Here is a 14203-nt window from a genome sequence, read left to right on the forward strand (position 1 = left end):
CGAGGGTACCCATGCTGTCATCTGTCCGGAACCGCCGCATGTCATATGTGGGAGGGCGGAACAAATTCTCCCGGCTTTGGGCCAAGCCCTGAGTAGTCGGTCATCCGGGTAACCGGATGGCTCCCCCACAACGACTGCCAGAAACAGTCGCTGTGGGAAAGTCATCCATCGGTTTAGTCGCGCGGACTTTAAACGCGGGTCGGCAGACCTTAAACGCACAAGTCGGCGCATCGCACAGCCCTTCGGGGTCAAAGTCGTCTGTAATGCCGACGTCGCTTCCTGCGGGAAGCGTGACGACCCGCACGGCCCATTGAGCCATGAGACGTAGTACATACGGTTGTACCTTCAGACCGTTTTCCGTGTGTACAGGCGAACTCCGCTTGATGGGATTCAGATCGGAGTCGTGGTGAGTAATCGCCACGACATTTTTTTTGCCTATGCTGTCTGCCTTCGTCATCGCGCAAACGGATGACACCTCCCACCCGCAGGGGAAAACATTCCCTGCCGGGTATTGTCTTCTCCTGCTTTTCGTTTATTTACGCAGGAGAAATCCCCATGAACATAGCTGTTCACATCCAATCCGCGTGCCTCTGCGCACGTTTCCTTTGGTTGGCCTGTCTCGCCCTCGGGCGGGAAAACAGCCTGCCGCCTTTGCTACGCGCCCACGCCCTGTTGCAAGAACGGCGCAAGTTGCTGGCTCAGGCCGCCCGTTCTGCCGCCCCTGCGACAGACAAGCGCCGCTGATGCAAACCGTGCCGATCATCACTTCGGCACATCCTTCATCCCCACGGGAGACCACTCCCGTTGGGGCGGTCTCCCTCTTTTTTTGGGAGACCACCATGAACGACATAGTTGAAATCCTCACCATTGACGGCTACGCCGTCGAAATCTTCCACGATCCCGATGGCGAATCGCCGCGTACTTGGTGCAGCAGTACGCTCTGCATCGCACTCCGTCGCTATAATTTTGGCGGTGAACGCTTGTCCGGCGATGCCGGTTCATGCGCTGAAGCCTTCGCCTGGCATCTGGCCGAACAAGGCTTGCACGAGCGAGACATCATCTGCCTACCGATCTACATGTATGAACATGGCGGCATCGTACTGAAATGCTGTCCTTTCAATGACCGCTGGGACAGCGGCCAAGTCGGTTTTCTCTACGAGAGGCGTACCGACATTCGCCGTGAGTTTGGCGTCAAGCGCATCAGCCCTAAGCTGGAATGCCGCATCTATGACCGTCTGCGCGGCGAAATCGAGGCACTATCCGCTTGGGCCAATGGCGATGTCTACGGTTTTCGCATTCCCGCCCTGGATATTGTCTGTGGCGGCTACTACGGCTGGGATCATCGCGCATCCGGCCTGCTGGAAGCGGCAACGGAAGACATCCGCTACGCCGTACGGCAACAGCGCCATGATCACTTCAGCCGCCTGAAACGCCTCATTCGCAGCAAGGTGCCGCTGCAATACCGCCCGGCGTTGGCGTTCTGAATCTTCGGCCACCCCAGTGGCCTTTCTTCCCCACGGGGCATCTGCCCCGCCGGGGTGATGCCCCTTCTTTTTGAAGGAGGTTTTATGCAAACCAATCAGTCGACCGCTGCCGCACCGGACAACGAAGATTTTGTGCATTCCCTGCTGTGTTTCTTGCACGATCACGGCAATTTGTACCTGCACCGCCAGGTCAATGTGACGGACGGTTTCGCCCGTCATGCCGGTACGGTAGGTGAGCTACAGCTCGCCATGCGTTACTGCCGTCATCAGGAGGTAGAGCGGTTACGCGACATCGTCATCCTGCCGCAGACGGAAGAACCCTGTGATGGCATCACTGCCTTTCTGGCTCAGGCCACCTGGTGGGGCTGCACGGAAGACGGCAACAACTGGCGCGGATGCATCGTCCATCCGGATGTTGTCCTGATCACCTGTGCCGATGACGATGGCCGCTTGGGCTCACGCGGCACTGGCATCACGCGGCCTGGTCAAGGCCACCGTGCAGATTCCCGGCAGCCTTGTCGTGCGTCGCCCGGATTGCCTCGACGCCTTGGCCATCCTTTTTGCAACCAACACGCAAAAAGTGTTTCTGCCGGAGCAGCTGCGCGACATGGGCATCCACATCCCGGAGAACGGGGTCGCCGAACAGGATCCCTACCGCTTCCGCCTCAAATTCTGTTGGCGGGACGATACCTGGCGTGTCGCCCTGGACGGTGAGGGTATCCTCGACGTCGAGCGCTGTGAGCGTTGATTGGCCAACATGGCATACAACGGACAGATTTCTGTCCGTTTTTTTGTGCCTCGGCGGAACAGATGCCATGCCCCTCTTGTGTCCGTGCCCACCCACCACGGCCATGCTATAGTCACCACAACCACGTTTACGGAGGTTTTATGCCCACTATCACCATTCACAATCTTAGCGCGGAAACCCACCGCGCCTTGCAAGCACAAGCCAAAGCGGCCGGACGCAGCACCGAGGCGGAAGTTCGCCACATCCTCGACCAGGTGGTTCTACCGCCGGAACAACGGGTTGGGTTGGGTACATTGCTCGCTGCAATCGGGCAAAAATACGGTGGCGTCGAACTGAACATCGAGCGTGAATATGAAGACCGAACACCGGATTTTTCATGACCATGATTTTGCGTGATAGCGATGCTATGGATGACGACACCTATCTGAAAACATTTGATTTCACAGCTGACGGCGTGCAACGCGCATCAGGCACCCCCTGATCAAACAAGCGCAAGACAATGCAGCGCACTCTGAAAAATCAAACCAACCCGACAAAGTTACATCCGGTCATACGTCATCGTCGTAGACTGCTGTTACGTGGTCACCCTTTACTTTCAGGCATCCTTGACTTCCACTGCTGTGGTATCCGCCTTGCGCCCGGTCTGAGCCAGCATGACCTGACGCAGGATATTGTTCAACCTGCTTTGATAACCTTTGCCGCTGCCTTTCAGCCAGGCAAGGACATCGGCATCAAGGCGTATCGTGATTTGTTGTTTCTTCGGGCGGAACAAGGCATTTGCCCGGTGGGCTTTGGCCCAAAATGCTTCGGTGAGAGGCGGAATATCGCTGAAATCAATATTGTCATCGGGCATTGCCGCCAATTTTTGCAGACGGACAATGTCTTCTGCTGTTGGCGCAGGTAGCGTATCCAGGGTATATCTAACGGTGCTCATAACGTCTCCTCTCGGCTTTGCTTGCACGACGGGCGGAAATAATGCGGATAACCGTACATCCGTCCCGGTTTTGATAGGTATGCGCCATCAGCAAAAGCAGGGTATTGCTGGCATAGCCGATGCTCTGCCAGCGGATCTCTCCATTTTCAAACCGATCCTGCGAAACCAGGCAATGCGGGTCACGAAATACGGAAACGGCATCCACGAACGTTACGCCATGTTTGCGCAAATTGCTTGCGGCCTTGTGTTCATCCCATTCAAAAACGATGTGTTCCATAACTACATTAGTGTAGTTACAGAAAGCCGTTGGTTCAACAAAGAATCCGCGAGACTGCTGTTCCACCTGCTTTCCGGGCTAAAAGCCTGCCGCAGCTTTCTCTTGCCCGTATGGGTGGCAGTGATATACTCAGGTCAGTAGTTGGCGAACTCAAAACGCACTAGAGCCGGATCAAGATAAGGCGTCCCCTACTAGGGTGGCGACCGAAACGTCGTTGGCAGTTCCGGCACCCCGTCACGGGGCAACGACCTCAATCCGCTGCATCGCTGCAGCATCTCAAACCCGCAGGGGAAACATCCCCTGTGTGGACGTTTCTCCTGCGTTTTCTTTTCTGACACAGGAGAACACCATGCAAACCACCCTCACCACTCGCCGCCTCATCGGCTTCCTCTGCGATCTTGAGCTGCAAGGCTTCGATGGCTGCTTGGCCGTCTATGCCGACAAGGCATGGGCCGAGCTGCCCAATGGCGCCATACGGTCATTGCCCCTGGCTTATCGCCAGGAATACGGCAACCGGCACGAACCGCCCCGTTGCGAACCTTGCGACCCGGAAAAAGTCGCTTATTTGATCCGGCGCGCTGCACGGATCGTCCTACAATGGGAAAACTGCCAGGACGGGGGCAGTATAGATTCCTGCACCTGCTATACCCGTAGGACAGACAATCCCCATCAGTGGGAAGAGTCTGTCGAATTCCCCGACGACACCTTGCCATTCTGACCCGGTGCAGTGCCGGACAGTGGACTATCTTTCACCACCCGCAGGGTATCGCCCTGCGGCGGTTCCCTGTTTCCTCTTTCAGCACAGGAGAACCCCATGCGTAACATGCAGCAAGTAGCCGCCGGTGTCTGGGCGGTCATTCCTCAGGCGGTCATCCGCCGCAGCCCCCCAACATCCGTCGATGCCGGTTCATCTCGGACAGACCACACTGATCGACTTGCCCCGATGCGTAAGCAGACAGGGCACGGACGTCCCAGGTCATAGTTATCCATCATCATCCGTGCCAGCCGGCACACCACCCATGCGGGGAAAACCCCGCCGGGGTTTTTCCCGTTTGCTCAACAGGAGAATCCCCATGTCTTATCCCATACCGACGAGCCGCGCCGCCACGCGCGATACCGTCCTCCAAGGCTCTCGCCAAAGCGGCGGAGAAAAAAGCCGCGCTGCCATGCGTGACATCACCGCCAACGCTGTCCCGCCCGATGCACAGGTCGCCTTCACCGGCACCCTGCACGTCAAGCAGGTACAGGGTCGCTTCGGTCCGTTCCCGGTCGGCACCCTCTACACCGCCATCGGTGCCTTTGCCGTCCGCGACGAGTGGCTCAAGACCCTGGCGGAAGGCGAGTTCGAAGGCGTCTTCCACGTTGCCGAACTGTCGCTGTACAGCTATCGCGCCTACGGCGAGCAGCGCACCACTATCCGCGCTATCATCGGCGGCTACCACCTCTGCGATACGTCTGTCGTCGAAGATGACTACGCTAACCGCGACGCCGCCAACGACGGTTTTCTGCCATATGATGACGACTGCTACATTCCGGAAGCCGACATGCCGATGCACGACGATACCTCACCAGGTGGAACAACCCTGGATTTTGTCGCCGACAACCTCGTCACAGCGGATAACCGTGGCACACAAGCTGTCACAATCCGGCCCGGCGAGACGGGTACGAACACAGAGACCGATGACGTCGCCACACCCGAGACTATCGACATCGCCACCTATGAAGACGATAACGTCCGCCTATTGCGCAGCTACCTCGCCGGTACTGAACGTGAAGGCTGGCGTTTTGGTGAGCCGTACAAAATCGACACCACCATTGGCCGTCCGCATATCGCCAAATGCCGTTGTGCACTGGATGCCCTTGGCTATGTCCTCGACACCAGACAGCAACTGTGGCTGCCGGCTGATGACGGAGGTGCCCTGTGAGCGGTCTGATGCACCCGCGCGTCGCGCATAACTACGCGGCGCAAGGCTATTACCCCACCGATGAGGCCACCCTGCGCGGTCTCGACTGCTTGCTGGCTCCTACGGAAGTGGCGCTGAAAATCCTCGACCCCTGTTGCGGATGCGGCGACGCTCTGGCGTGGCTGGCGCGACGTTTCCCCTTTGCTGTCACCTACGGCATCGAGGACAACGGCGAACGGGCGGCAGCGGCCAAACGGCAAGTGCGGCACCTGCTGCACGGCGATGCCCTGGACAGCAAAGTCAGCATCGGCGCAGTCGACATTCTCTTCCTCAACCCGCCCTACGGCTGGGCCCTGCGTGACCGCGAGGCTGGTGAAAATGGCGAACGCCTGGAACACCGCTTCCTGCACCACTTTTTTCCAGCGTTGCGTGCCGACGGCCTTCTCATCTACATCGTGCCCAAAGCGAGCGTGGATAAAGACTGTCTCGGCTGGTTGCAGGCCCGCTTCGCGGACATCGGCGTATGGGCAGCCGGCACCGACCGCTTCGACCAGATCGTCCTTATCGCACGGAAACGTGCGATACCGGGCGCTGCCTACAAGGCGTTGCGCGACCGCTTTGCCGCCTGGCAGACCGGACAAGCAACCTGGCCGACGCTGCCGCCTTCGCCGCTTGACCGCTACACCTGTACCGGCAACGACAAAAAGTTGCAGATGCAGGTCAATGAAATGGACGCCGCTGGCGTTGCCGCCACACTCGCCGAATACGGCGGTCTGTGGCGGGACTTCGATACCTTGTTCGGCAGCAGCGCCGAGGCGGGAACCATCCGCCCGGTGCATGACCTGACCGATTGGCACACAGGCCTGCTTATTGCCTCCGGCGTGGTCAGCGGTCTGGTTGACAATGGCCGGCAACGGATCCTAATCAAGGGGCGCACCATCAAACTCAAGGCCGTCAAACGCCGCGAGAACGAGGATGGTGATGTCGTCGCCGAAGAACGGCGCGACGTATTCAGCACCGAAATCAAGGCCATCGACCTGACCCAGGGCGCGCCGACCTACGGCGATATCCTCATCATCAAATAGGGCAACGCCCCATTCCCCACAGGGAATACCCCTGTGGGGGTATTCCCATCTACCCATAAGATAGGAGTACCCCTTATGACCCCCTACACAGCGGCGGCCGTTGCTGCCCCCAACCACACCCTGCACGCTGCAGCCAACCACGGCGGCATGGCCGCAACCACCCTGCGCGTATTGCCAGACCCCGACGGATTACATAAAGCCGCGCCAGACGGGACACACGCCGCACAGCCATGTCGCCAGGTACTACCGGTGGACAATCATCCCGGCGTCTACTGCGACGCCTACGTGGCCGACGGTGATCGCCTCATCTTCGCCTCACTCGTGGGGCGTAGCGGCAAAATCATGGCCATGTACGGTGTAATCGTCGCCGGACTTGACCGATACTTCCGCGTGGATGGCCGCATCTTCGACATCGATAAAAGCCTGGAAAAACGGCAGACAAAACTGCCGGCAAGCTGCCGCTATGGCAAAGACTGTGTTCATGCCATGCTGTACGCACCGCCGGTCGGCAACGACAGCCTGCAACGACGGGCGCTGTTACGCGACGTGGACGATGCCCGTCTGTGGGAGACCTTGCAACACATGTCCACCCTTGGTCTGCTCGACCACTGGCGCACGGCGCTGCTGACTGCCCTGCGTGCGCAGGACATGCTGAGGCCTTTGCCGTCAATGGGCATTGACGCTGTGCTGCTCGACCTGGCCGACAACAAAGCTTATGAGGCTCTGGTGCAGGACATGATCCGGGACGGACACCTGCGCGGGGAGGCAGCATGAAACGCCACAGCGCGTCCCTGTTTGCTTCGGCGCTTGGCGTTGAGCTATTGGGACAGACCCTGACCAACCTGTGCAGCCTGCGCGTTATCATCGTGCTTATCTGCATTGGCTGTTTGCTCGGCTGCTGCCATAGGCGGACAAGCCGCCACCGTTCGTGGTGGGATGACGATGACCGACTTTGAACCACCCTCAACCCCCCGGCTGCGGCCGGGTTTTTGTATCACGATGCAGTATCTGCGGGCCTGCGAGAGGCAGAGAAGCCACCCATGCTATACTCAACAGCGCGTTTCATAGCGCTATTTCCATCCGGGCCTTGCTTCCTCCTTTGCGAGGCCCGTTTTCTCCTCTTGCCCGGCAATGCCGGGCATTTTTTTGCCCATTGGCCGGAAACAGCGCTTGCCTTGTACCGCCGGACGGCTATACTAAAAACCAACAGTTGGCGAACTCAAAACGCACCAGAGCCGGATCAAGATAAGGCGTCCCCTACTAGGGTGGCGACCGAAACGTCGTTGGCAGTTCCGGCACCCCGTCACGGGGCAACGACCTCAATCCGCTGCATCGCAGCAGCATCTCAAACCCGCAGGGGAAACATCTCCTGTGTGGACGTTTCTCCTGCGTTTTCTTTTCTAAAACAGGAGAAAAACAATGACCCTCTCAGTTGCTGAAAAGGACGAGATCTTCTCTCGCCCACTAGTTGTGCTTGTGCCAGGCGTGAGTGAACTGTCCGTCCTCAAGAGTGCCGCTGGCTATTACGTCGGCCGCACCCTCGACGGCATGCCATACAGCCGCGAAAGCGGCTATTTCGGCACCGCCGAAAAGGCGGAAGAGGCCTTGCCCTTTGTTCGCGCTGTAGCCATTCCGGACGAATGGCCGGAAGACGACGTGATGTAGTAGTACCACACCCATCCCCCGGGGAAATACGTTTCCCTTGGGGACGTGTCTCCTTGGGGTTCTTTAACCTCTTGAAAAGGAGAAGCTTATGGCAAGTCTGAGCCAACTATATGAACTGGCAAGTAACATTGAACCGCAAAGCAGAACTGCTATAATCGCTTTGATTGATATCAAGGCGGAGGAACAAATGGAGTCCGTTACTGCAAAGTTAGATTTGGTTCTGAATAAAATTGATGCATTAGATAAAAGAATTGATGCATTAGATAAAAGAATTGATGCATTAGATAAAAGAATTGATGCATTAGACAAAAAAATTGATTCCAAGGTTGATTCTTTGGAAAAGATTTGTAACGCCAAGTTTGATTCCATTGAGAAACGACTTAGTTTCCTGCAATGGAGCATGATGGTCGGTTTTTCTGCCATTGCCTTGGTAGTTACCGTTCTTAAGCTGACACCTTAATCTTGAATCTTGTGCGCTCCGGCGCACCTCTTTCGCAGCACTGCTGCTCATCCATCCCACAGGGGAACACTTCCCCTGTGGGGGTGTTCCCTTTTTTCTTGAACAGGAGAACACCATGTCCAAAACCTACACCTACCATCAGGACCCCGGCCACGGCTGGATCGAAGTCCCCATGCGTGAACTGCGCGACCTCGGCATCGCTGGGCGGATCACTTCCTGGTCTTACAGGGAGGGCGAAACTGCTTACCTAGAAGAGGACAACGATGCATCGCTCTTCCTTGACACCATGCGTGCACATGACATAGCAGTTGAACTGATCAGGCGACACCGCGATAACTCTCCCATTCGCCATTATCACGACTACTGGGCAGACTAATTTTCCGGGTTTGCGCCCCTCACCCCACAGGGGAACACATCCCCTGCGGCGGTGTTCTCCTCTTCATTCATGAACCCGCGCCGCGCCTTGCGGCGCGCATCCATCCCACAGGGGAACACTTCCCTGTGGTGGTGTTCCCTTTTTTTTCTTGAACAGGAGAACACCATGGAAATCCAGATCCTCACCCTCGGCGACAATACTGACCGCTTTACCCAAGCCCTGCGCAACCAACTGCGCCGTGACTTTGGGCCGGGCATTGACCCCGCTGTTATTGAACCGCAAGCAGCTGCTACGCCTGCTGCAGACGATAGCGACGGGCAACCGTAGTGCCTCTCCTGCCCCAGACCATCACCCATGGTCTGAGGCAACCATCCTCAACCCGCAGGGGAAAATCCCCTGATGGGGCATTTCCCTGCGATTTTCGCGAGAAATCTATGAAATTTTTTATCTGGCTCATTAATGCCTTGAAAAAAGGCAACGAAAACCAGCGGAAACAGCTTGCCACCATGTTAAACACCCTGGCGGCCGTTATTTTGGTTCAGCTCACTTTCCAGGGGCGTGGATTCACCGCATTGTTCGGCTTAATCACTGCTTTTGGCATGTGGTATATTGCCTATCAAATCCTATCGGAGGATAAATTATGACGTCCGGTGTAATCATGCTATATGTGGCTTCAGCCATCATGATCGTCATTGGCCTGGCTGCAATGGAGGCCAATCGCCAACGTATCCAGGAGGAAAAAGACAAAAGCAAGGCGGAAGATTCTTCCCGTCCGGCTTAATGTCCCATCCTTTCCGTACCTGAGCCATCGGGTACATCTTCGCAGCCCTCGCTGCACCTCACCAACCCACAGGGGAACACTTCCCCTGTGGTGGTGTTCCCCTCTTCATCCATGAACCAAGGAGAACACCATGCACCTCTACATTCATCATGGGTTATACTTCGGTAAAACCAAACCGGAGATTACCATGCCCACCATCACCATCCGTAAAAGTGGCAATGCCAACATCGTATCCCTGCCGAAAGCCCTGCTGGAACAGCTGGGAGTCGGCATCGGCGATCGTTTCGATGTTGCCCTGCAAGACGACACCATCATCCTGAGTCCGTCCAAGACCAAGGTCAAACGTCTGACGCTGGAAGAGATTCTTGAAGGCGTCACACCCGAGACCTTCCAGACCGAGGAAGATCGCGAGTGGATGGACATGCGCCCCGTCGGGAAGGAGTTGCTATGAGCCGCTACATCCCCGCCCGAGGCGACATCATCTACATCGATTTTGACCCGGCCATGGGCCGCGAGATTCAGAAACGCCGCCCGGCGTTGGTGGTCAGCGACCAGCTGTTGTCACGACAGACCGGCTTCGTGCTGGTATGCCCGATAACCTCCACCATTCGCGGCAACAATGCCGAGGTGGCCATCGATGGCGACATCATCCGTGGTGTGGCCATTTCCATTCAACTCAAATCATTGGATTACCGTGAACGTAACATTGAGTTCGTCGAAAAGGCGGACCAAACGGCGGTCGAGACAATGAGCATGTTGTTGCAAGAACTGGTCGCCATCTGATCCATTGCACCTTCCGGTGCCTCTTCTGCGTCGCACCTTGCGGCGCGCATCCATCCCACAGGGGAACACTTCCCCTGCGGTGGTGTTCCCCTTTTTCATTTCGAGCAAGGAGAACACCAATGTCCGATCATTTTTCCTCCAACGAATACTTTACCCCGGCACAACTGGCCGTACTGCGCGCCAATCACGCCAGTCCCCACAAAGATGATCCTTGGCCGGTCGTCCACCTGGCTATTCCCAGCCATGGCCATCATTGGCTCTTATCAGAAATTGACGCCGACAACATCGCCTTCGGCCTATGCGACCTAGGCATGGGATTCCCTGAGCTGGGTTATGTTGACCTGAACGAGATTGTTGACGCCACTAGCTCATTCGGCATTCCCTTGGTAAGCGACCGTGGCTTCAAAGCCGTCGCGCCGCTGTTCGAGTATGCCAAACAGGCCCTTGCCGCACAGCGCGTTGTCCTGACCTGGGAAGGCGCACCGCAAGGTGAGTCACCACCGGCAGACGAAATCCCCCTAAGGGATGATATTGTCACCGAGGTTATGCTGTCAGACGAGGATGAAACAGCCCCGGATGATGAGCCGGTCATGCCCCTGGCGCAGTTCCTTACCGACTTCCGCGAGCCGTTACTTGAGCAGATCAGCAAACAGACACCGGTCCTCTACGACGGCACACACGCTGCCTGGCAGGACGCGGTTCTCGACGGCCTGAAACGCCAACCCTTTGCCGCGCAGCGCCATCGCATCCTTGCCTGCTATGCCGGGCTGGTCAAACACAATCTGCCGGCCATCTTTCTGAACGGCGAGATGGGCACCGGCAAGACGATGATGGGCATCTGCGTCTCCGCGCTGATGCAACGTGGTTACTCGCACAAACCCGTACTGGTCATTTCGCCGCCGCATTTGGTGTACAAGTGGCGACGCGAAATCCTCGACACCATTCCGGATGCCGTGGTTACTGTCATCAATGGCAGCAACGCCATCCGCGCCCTGCGCCATTTCCGACAGCAACTGGGTGATGCCCGCCAAAGCGCGCGACCGCATTACCTGGTCATCGGCCGGGTACGGATGCGCATGGGTTTCCACTGGCGTCCCGCCTATTGGGCGCGTCCTTATCGCTTTGTGGTTGAAAACCATGACGGCAAACGCGAGACCGGCAGTTATACCGCCATTGCCTGTCCGCACTGTGGCGCATACCGCTACGATGATGAAGAGCAAACCCCGCTGCGTGTGGAAACCCACCCGCACTGGGGCAAAGAACGGCGCGAGCACTGCAAACAATGCGGTGCAGCCTTATGGACGATGCGCCATCAAGACGATGGCGAAACGCCCTGCGACACGCGGGTGCGTAAATTCTGCCTGGGCTTGCCGGGTATCGGTCATGCCACCGTTGATAAACTGCTCGCGACCTACGGTGCGGCGATGCTGGAACGGATCATCGATGACAACATCTACGACTTCGTCAACCTGCAAACCGCTGAGGGCGGCTTCTTCTTCAGCGATCATCAAGCCGGACGCCTGGAAAAAGCGCTGGGACGGCAGGAGTTCGCCCTGCGCAGCGTCAGTTACCAGCCGTCCGAGTTCATCAAACGCTATTTCCCACGCCTGGCCTTTTCGCTGGTGCTGGTTGATGAAGCCCACGAGTACAAAAACGCGGGCTCTGCCCAAGGGCAGGCAATGGCCGTACTCTGCAACCAGGCAGAAAAAGTACTGTGTCTCACCGGCACCTTAATGGGTGGCTACGCTTCCGACCTGTTTCACCTCCTGTTCCGGGCGATGCCGGGCGTCATGGCCAGACTGGGCTTTGCCGCCGATGCCAACAACAGCTTCGGCAAGGCAGAAACCCGCTTCATGCGCGACTATGGTTGCCTCATCGACATCATCAATCTCCGAAGCGATGACGGCGATTTTCGGACCTCGCGCGCGAAAAAGGCAACAAGCTCGACCCGCAAGGCACCGGGGTTTTCGCCACTCGGTATCGCCCGCTTTGTGCTGCCGTACACCGTGTTCATGCGCCTCAGCGACCTGGGGGACGGCATCTTGCCGGACTTCCATGAAGAGACACGCCTTGTCGACATGCCGCCAGCGATGGCGGAAGCGAACCGCATCCTCACCCTGCAACTGCAACAGGCACTGCGTGCGGCCATCGTCCGGCGCGACTTTACCTTGACCGGTGTCGTCATCAATGCCTTGCTGCGCTGGCCGGAAACCTGTTTCCGGGCTGAGACCGTGACGCACCCGCGTGACCGGCATGACGTGTTGGCCAAGGTCGATGCCCTGTTTGCAGCGGATGAGGCGACGCCGAAGGAAGCCGATGTCATTGACGTCTGCCTTGCTGAAAAAGCGGCGGGACGTAAAGTCATCGTCTATACCACTTACACCGGCGGCCATGACACCTCAACCCGGCTGCGCAACCTGTTGCAGGCCCATGGGTTGAGTGTGGCGGTGCTGCGCTCCACCGTTGGCAGCGATGCCCGCGAAGACTGGATCAATGAACAGGTCGAACGTGGCATTGACGTGCTCATCACCAATCCTGAGCTGGTGAAAACCGGGCTCGACCTGCTCGCTTTCCCGACCCTCTACTTCGCCCAAATAGGCTACAACGTCTACACCGTCGCCCAGGCTTCGCGCCGCAGCTGGCGCATCGGCCAGCAAGAGACAGTCAAGGTCTATTACGCCTGCTATGCCGGCAGTGCCCAAGTGCAGTGCATGGAACTGATGGCACGCAAAATCAAGACAGCACTCTCCACCATGGGGGTGATGCCAGAAACCGGTCTCGACGCCTTCATCGAAGACGAAAGCAGCGAGAGCTCGATCACCGAAGCGCTGGCGAAGCAGCTGCTCGGTCGCGCCTAACCCACCGGCCGCAAGGCCCTCATTGGCGGTAACGCCACCACCGGGTCACAAGACCCATTCCCTGACGGGGCAGTCCCCCGTTGGGGGATTGCTCCTTTTTTTCATGCAAACAAAGGAGTTATTTATGCCAAATTGGGTAGCCAATTCTGTCCGCTGCGACAACCTCGAAGTCCTGGGCAAACTGCGTGATTTTAACCGCATCATCCCGATGCCGCTGGCACTGGAAAAAACCGAGAGCGGCTCGAACAGCGGCCATTACGAAAGGCTGATTTTCGACGGTCTGACCTTTCGGGACATCATCCAGCCGGAGAATGCCCCACCCAGTTTCCTACGATTTGGGCAAGACGACTACGGCAATACTTACAACATTTGCCAACCCATGCTGCTTGCCAAGTGGCTGCCCCTGGCACGCCGCTATCACCTCTGCCGCAGCCTCTACGGTTACGCGACCTGGTACGACTGGTGCGTGGACACTGGGGTACGAAATGGAACAGTCATCAATTTCGTCTGGGAAGTGATGCCAGCTGTACCTTCGAAACGGCCTGGACACATCCTGGTCCCATTATCGAGGCGCTGTCACGGCAACATCCGCAGCTGGTACTTGAAGTCAGCTACGCCGATGAAGACATCGGTATTAACGCTGGACGCTATTCCATCAAAAATGGCAAGTGGTTTGATGCCGGCTGGGTGCTTGACGGCAGCCGCGAAGCCTATGAGATTGCTTTTGCGTTGTGGGGCGGTGAGGAAGATTACCGCTGGGATGGAGCGCTACACCACTACGTCTATGACGATGACTGAGCAACAAAAAAAGCGCCTACGGGCGCTTTTTTTCTGAATATTTTGGAATG

At 57.3% G+C, this 14203-nt stretch carries 21 protein-coding genes; 19 read left to right on the top strand and 2 right to left on the bottom strand.

Annotation, left to right across the window (positions count from 1 at the left end):
- The first annotated feature begins 555 nt into the window (after window positions 1-555).
- The 4 genes from Q0562_RS03290 (at window position 556) to Q0562_RS03305 (ending at window position 2612) form a co-directional block, all read left to right on the top strand.
- Window positions 556-744, top strand: a complete 189-nt coding sequence (locus Q0562_RS03290) for a hypothetical protein (protein ID WP_298641113.1) — start codon at window positions 556-558, stop codon at window positions 742-744.
- 95 nt (window positions 745-839) lie between these two features.
- Window positions 840-1484, top strand: a complete 645-nt coding sequence (locus Q0562_RS03295) for a hypothetical protein (protein ID WP_298641115.1) — start codon at window positions 840-842, stop codon at window positions 1482-1484.
- Window positions 1485-1920: 436 nt separating this feature from the next.
- Window positions 1921-2232, top strand: coding sequence for a hypothetical protein (locus tag Q0562_RS03300; RefSeq protein ID WP_298641118.1), 312 nt, complete (start codon window positions 1921-1923; stop codon window positions 2230-2232).
- A 140-nt stretch (window positions 2233-2372) separates the two neighbouring features.
- Window positions 2373-2612: an antitoxin gene (locus tag Q0562_RS03305; RefSeq protein WP_298641121.1), complete on the top strand. Its 240-nt coding sequence runs from the start codon at window positions 2373-2375 to the stop codon at window positions 2610-2612.
- Between the two features lie 215 nt (window positions 2613-2827).
- Here Q0562_RS03305 and Q0562_RS03310 read toward each other — a convergent pair whose 3' ends face one another.
- Window positions 2828-3166, bottom strand: coding sequence for a BrnA antitoxin family protein (locus tag Q0562_RS03310; RefSeq protein WP_298641124.1), 339 nt, complete (start codon window positions 3164-3166; stop codon window positions 2828-2830).
- The gene (locus Q0562_RS03315; protein WP_298641127.1) at window positions 3153-3443 is read right to left on the bottom strand and encodes a BrnT family toxin; all 291 of its coding nucleotides are present in this window, start codon (window positions 3441-3443) and stop codon (window positions 3153-3155) included. The genes Q0562_RS03310 and Q0562_RS03315 overlap by 14 nt, the downstream gene beginning before the upstream one ends.
- 349 nt (window positions 3444-3792) lie before the next feature.
- Here Q0562_RS03315 and Q0562_RS03320 point away from each other — a divergent pair, with 349 nt between their 5' ends.
- The 15 genes from Q0562_RS03320 (at window position 3793) to Q0562_RS13725 (ending at window position 14153) form a co-directional block, all read left to right on the top strand.
- Window positions 3793-4161: a hypothetical protein gene (locus Q0562_RS03320; RefSeq protein WP_298641130.1), complete on the top strand. Its 369-nt coding sequence runs from the start codon at window positions 3793-3795 to the stop codon at window positions 4159-4161.
- Window positions 4162-4516: 355 nt separating this feature from the next.
- Window positions 4517-5368, top strand: coding sequence for a DUF3275 family protein (locus Q0562_RS03325; RefSeq protein ID WP_298641134.1), 852 nt, complete (start codon window positions 4517-4519; stop codon window positions 5366-5368).
- On the top strand, window positions 5365-6432 hold the full coding sequence (locus Q0562_RS03330; protein WP_298641136.1) for a DUF6094 domain-containing protein: 1068 nt from the start codon (window positions 5365-5367) through the stop codon (window positions 6430-6432). Before Q0562_RS03325 ends, Q0562_RS03330 begins: the two co-directional genes overlap by 4 nt.
- Before the next feature lie 75 nt (window positions 6433-6507).
- Window positions 6508-7206, top strand: coding sequence for a hypothetical protein (locus tag Q0562_RS03335; protein WP_298641139.1), 699 nt, complete (start codon window positions 6508-6510; stop codon window positions 7204-7206).
- A complete protein-coding gene (locus tag Q0562_RS03340; protein WP_298641141.1) occupies window positions 7203-7388 on the top strand; it encodes a hypothetical protein in 186 nt (61 codons plus the stop codon). The genes Q0562_RS03335 and Q0562_RS03340 overlap by 4 nt, the downstream gene beginning before the upstream one ends.
- A gap of 463 nt (window positions 7389-7851) precedes the next feature.
- Window positions 7852-8097 (top strand): hypothetical protein, encoded by a 246-nt coding sequence (locus Q0562_RS03345; protein WP_298641144.1) that lies wholly within the window; start codon window positions 7852-7854, stop codon window positions 8095-8097.
- An 88-nt stretch (window positions 8098-8185) separates the two neighbouring features.
- Entirely contained in the window at window positions 8186-8557 is a 372-nt protein-coding gene (locus Q0562_RS03350) for a hypothetical protein (protein WP_298641146.1), read from the top strand.
- A gap of 115 nt (window positions 8558-8672) precedes the next feature.
- Window positions 8673-8933, top strand: a complete 261-nt coding sequence (locus Q0562_RS03355) for a hypothetical protein (protein WP_298641149.1) — start codon at window positions 8673-8675, stop codon at window positions 8931-8933.
- 165 nt (window positions 8934-9098) lie between these two features.
- The gene (locus Q0562_RS03360; RefSeq protein ID WP_298641152.1) at window positions 9099-9260 is read left to right on the top strand and encodes a hypothetical protein; all 162 of its coding nucleotides are present in this window, start codon (window positions 9099-9101) and stop codon (window positions 9258-9260) included.
- Window positions 9261-9367: 107 nt separating this feature from the next.
- The gene (locus Q0562_RS03365; protein ID WP_298641155.1) at window positions 9368-9577 is read left to right on the top strand and encodes a hypothetical protein; all 210 of its coding nucleotides are present in this window, start codon (window positions 9368-9370) and stop codon (window positions 9575-9577) included.
- On the top strand, window positions 9574-9714 hold the full coding sequence (locus tag Q0562_RS03370) for a hypothetical protein (protein ID WP_298641157.1): 141 nt from the start codon (window positions 9574-9576) through the stop codon (window positions 9712-9714). The genes Q0562_RS03365 and Q0562_RS03370 overlap by 4 nt, the downstream gene beginning before the upstream one ends.
- Before the next feature lie 130 nt (window positions 9715-9844).
- Window positions 9845-10165: an AbrB/MazE/SpoVT family DNA-binding domain-containing protein gene (locus Q0562_RS03375; protein ID WP_298641159.1), complete on the top strand. Its 321-nt coding sequence runs from the start codon at window positions 9845-9847 to the stop codon at window positions 10163-10165.
- Complete coding sequence (locus tag Q0562_RS03380) at window positions 10162-10497, top strand: type II toxin-antitoxin system PemK/MazF family toxin (protein WP_298641161.1); 336 nt, start codon at window positions 10162-10164, stop codon at window positions 10495-10497. The genes Q0562_RS03375 and Q0562_RS03380 overlap by 4 nt, the downstream gene beginning before the upstream one ends.
- Before the next feature lie 119 nt (window positions 10498-10616).
- Window positions 10617-13355, top strand: a complete 2739-nt coding sequence (locus Q0562_RS03385) for a DUF2958 domain-containing protein (RefSeq protein ID WP_298641164.1) — start codon at window positions 10617-10619, stop codon at window positions 13353-13355.
- A gap of 462 nt (window positions 13356-13817) precedes the next feature.
- On the top strand, window positions 13818-14153 hold the full coding sequence (locus tag Q0562_RS13725) for a hypothetical protein (RefSeq protein WP_366144685.1): 336 nt from the start codon (window positions 13818-13820) through the stop codon (window positions 14151-14153).
- Window positions 14154-14203 lie beyond the last annotated feature (50 nt).

It is taken from the genome of uncultured Cardiobacterium sp., assembly GCF_938028825.1.
Lineage (GTDB): Bacteria > Pseudomonadota > Gammaproteobacteria > Cardiobacteriales > Cardiobacteriaceae > Cardiobacterium.

Coding starts and splice junctions, on each gene's coding strand:
- Q0562_RS03300 (WP_298641118.1), top strand. CDS start 1,921: ATGACGATGGCCGCTTGGGCTCACGCGGCACTGGCATCACGCGGCCTG.
- Q0562_RS03315 (WP_298641127.1), bottom strand. CDS start 3,443: ATGGAACACATCGTTTTTGAATGGGATGAACACAAGGCCGCAAGCAAT.
- Q0562_RS03325 (WP_298641134.1), top strand. CDS start 4,517: ATGTCTTATCCCATACCGACGAGCCGCGCCGCCACGCGCGATACCGTC.
- Q0562_RS03295 (WP_298641115.1), top strand. CDS start 840: ATGAACGACATAGTTGAAATCCTCACCATTGACGGCTACGCCGTCGAA.
- Q0562_RS03370 (WP_298641157.1), top strand. CDS start 9,574: ATGACGTCCGGTGTAATCATGCTATATGTGGCTTCAGCCATCATGATC.
- Q0562_RS03360 (WP_298641152.1), top strand. CDS start 9,099: ATGGAAATCCAGATCCTCACCCTCGGCGACAATACTGACCGCTTTACC.
- Q0562_RS03365 (WP_298641155.1), top strand. CDS start 9,368: ATGAAATTTTTTATCTGGCTCATTAATGCCTTGAAAAAAGGCAACGAA.
- Q0562_RS03305 (WP_298641121.1), top strand. CDS start 2,373: ATGCCCACTATCACCATTCACAATCTTAGCGCGGAAACCCACCGCGCC.
- Q0562_RS03345 (WP_298641144.1), top strand. CDS start 7,852: ATGACCCTCTCAGTTGCTGAAAAGGACGAGATCTTCTCTCGCCCACTA.
- Q0562_RS03320 (WP_298641130.1), top strand. CDS start 3,793: ATGCAAACCACCCTCACCACTCGCCGCCTCATCGGCTTCCTCTGCGAT.
- Q0562_RS03350 (WP_298641146.1), top strand. CDS start 8,186: ATGGCAAGTCTGAGCCAACTATATGAACTGGCAAGTAACATTGAACCG.
- Q0562_RS03375 (WP_298641159.1), top strand. CDS start 9,845: ATGCACCTCTACATTCATCATGGGTTATACTTCGGTAAAACCAAACCG.
- Q0562_RS03340 (WP_298641141.1), top strand. CDS start 7,203: ATGAAACGCCACAGCGCGTCCCTGTTTGCTTCGGCGCTTGGCGTTGAG.
- Q0562_RS03310 (WP_298641124.1), bottom strand. CDS start 3,166: ATGAGCACCGTTAGATATACCCTGGATACGCTACCTGCGCCAACAGCA.
- Q0562_RS03355 (WP_298641149.1), top strand. CDS start 8,673: ATGTCCAAAACCTACACCTACCATCAGGACCCCGGCCACGGCTGGATC.
- Q0562_RS03380 (WP_298641161.1), top strand. CDS start 10,162: ATGAGCCGCTACATCCCCGCCCGAGGCGACATCATCTACATCGATTTT.
- Q0562_RS03385 (WP_298641164.1), top strand. CDS start 10,617: ATGTCCGATCATTTTTCCTCCAACGAATACTTTACCCCGGCACAACTG.
- Q0562_RS03290 (WP_298641113.1), top strand. CDS start 556: ATGAACATAGCTGTTCACATCCAATCCGCGTGCCTCTGCGCACGTTTC.
- Q0562_RS03335 (WP_298641139.1), top strand. CDS start 6,508: ATGACCCCCTACACAGCGGCGGCCGTTGCTGCCCCCAACCACACCCTG.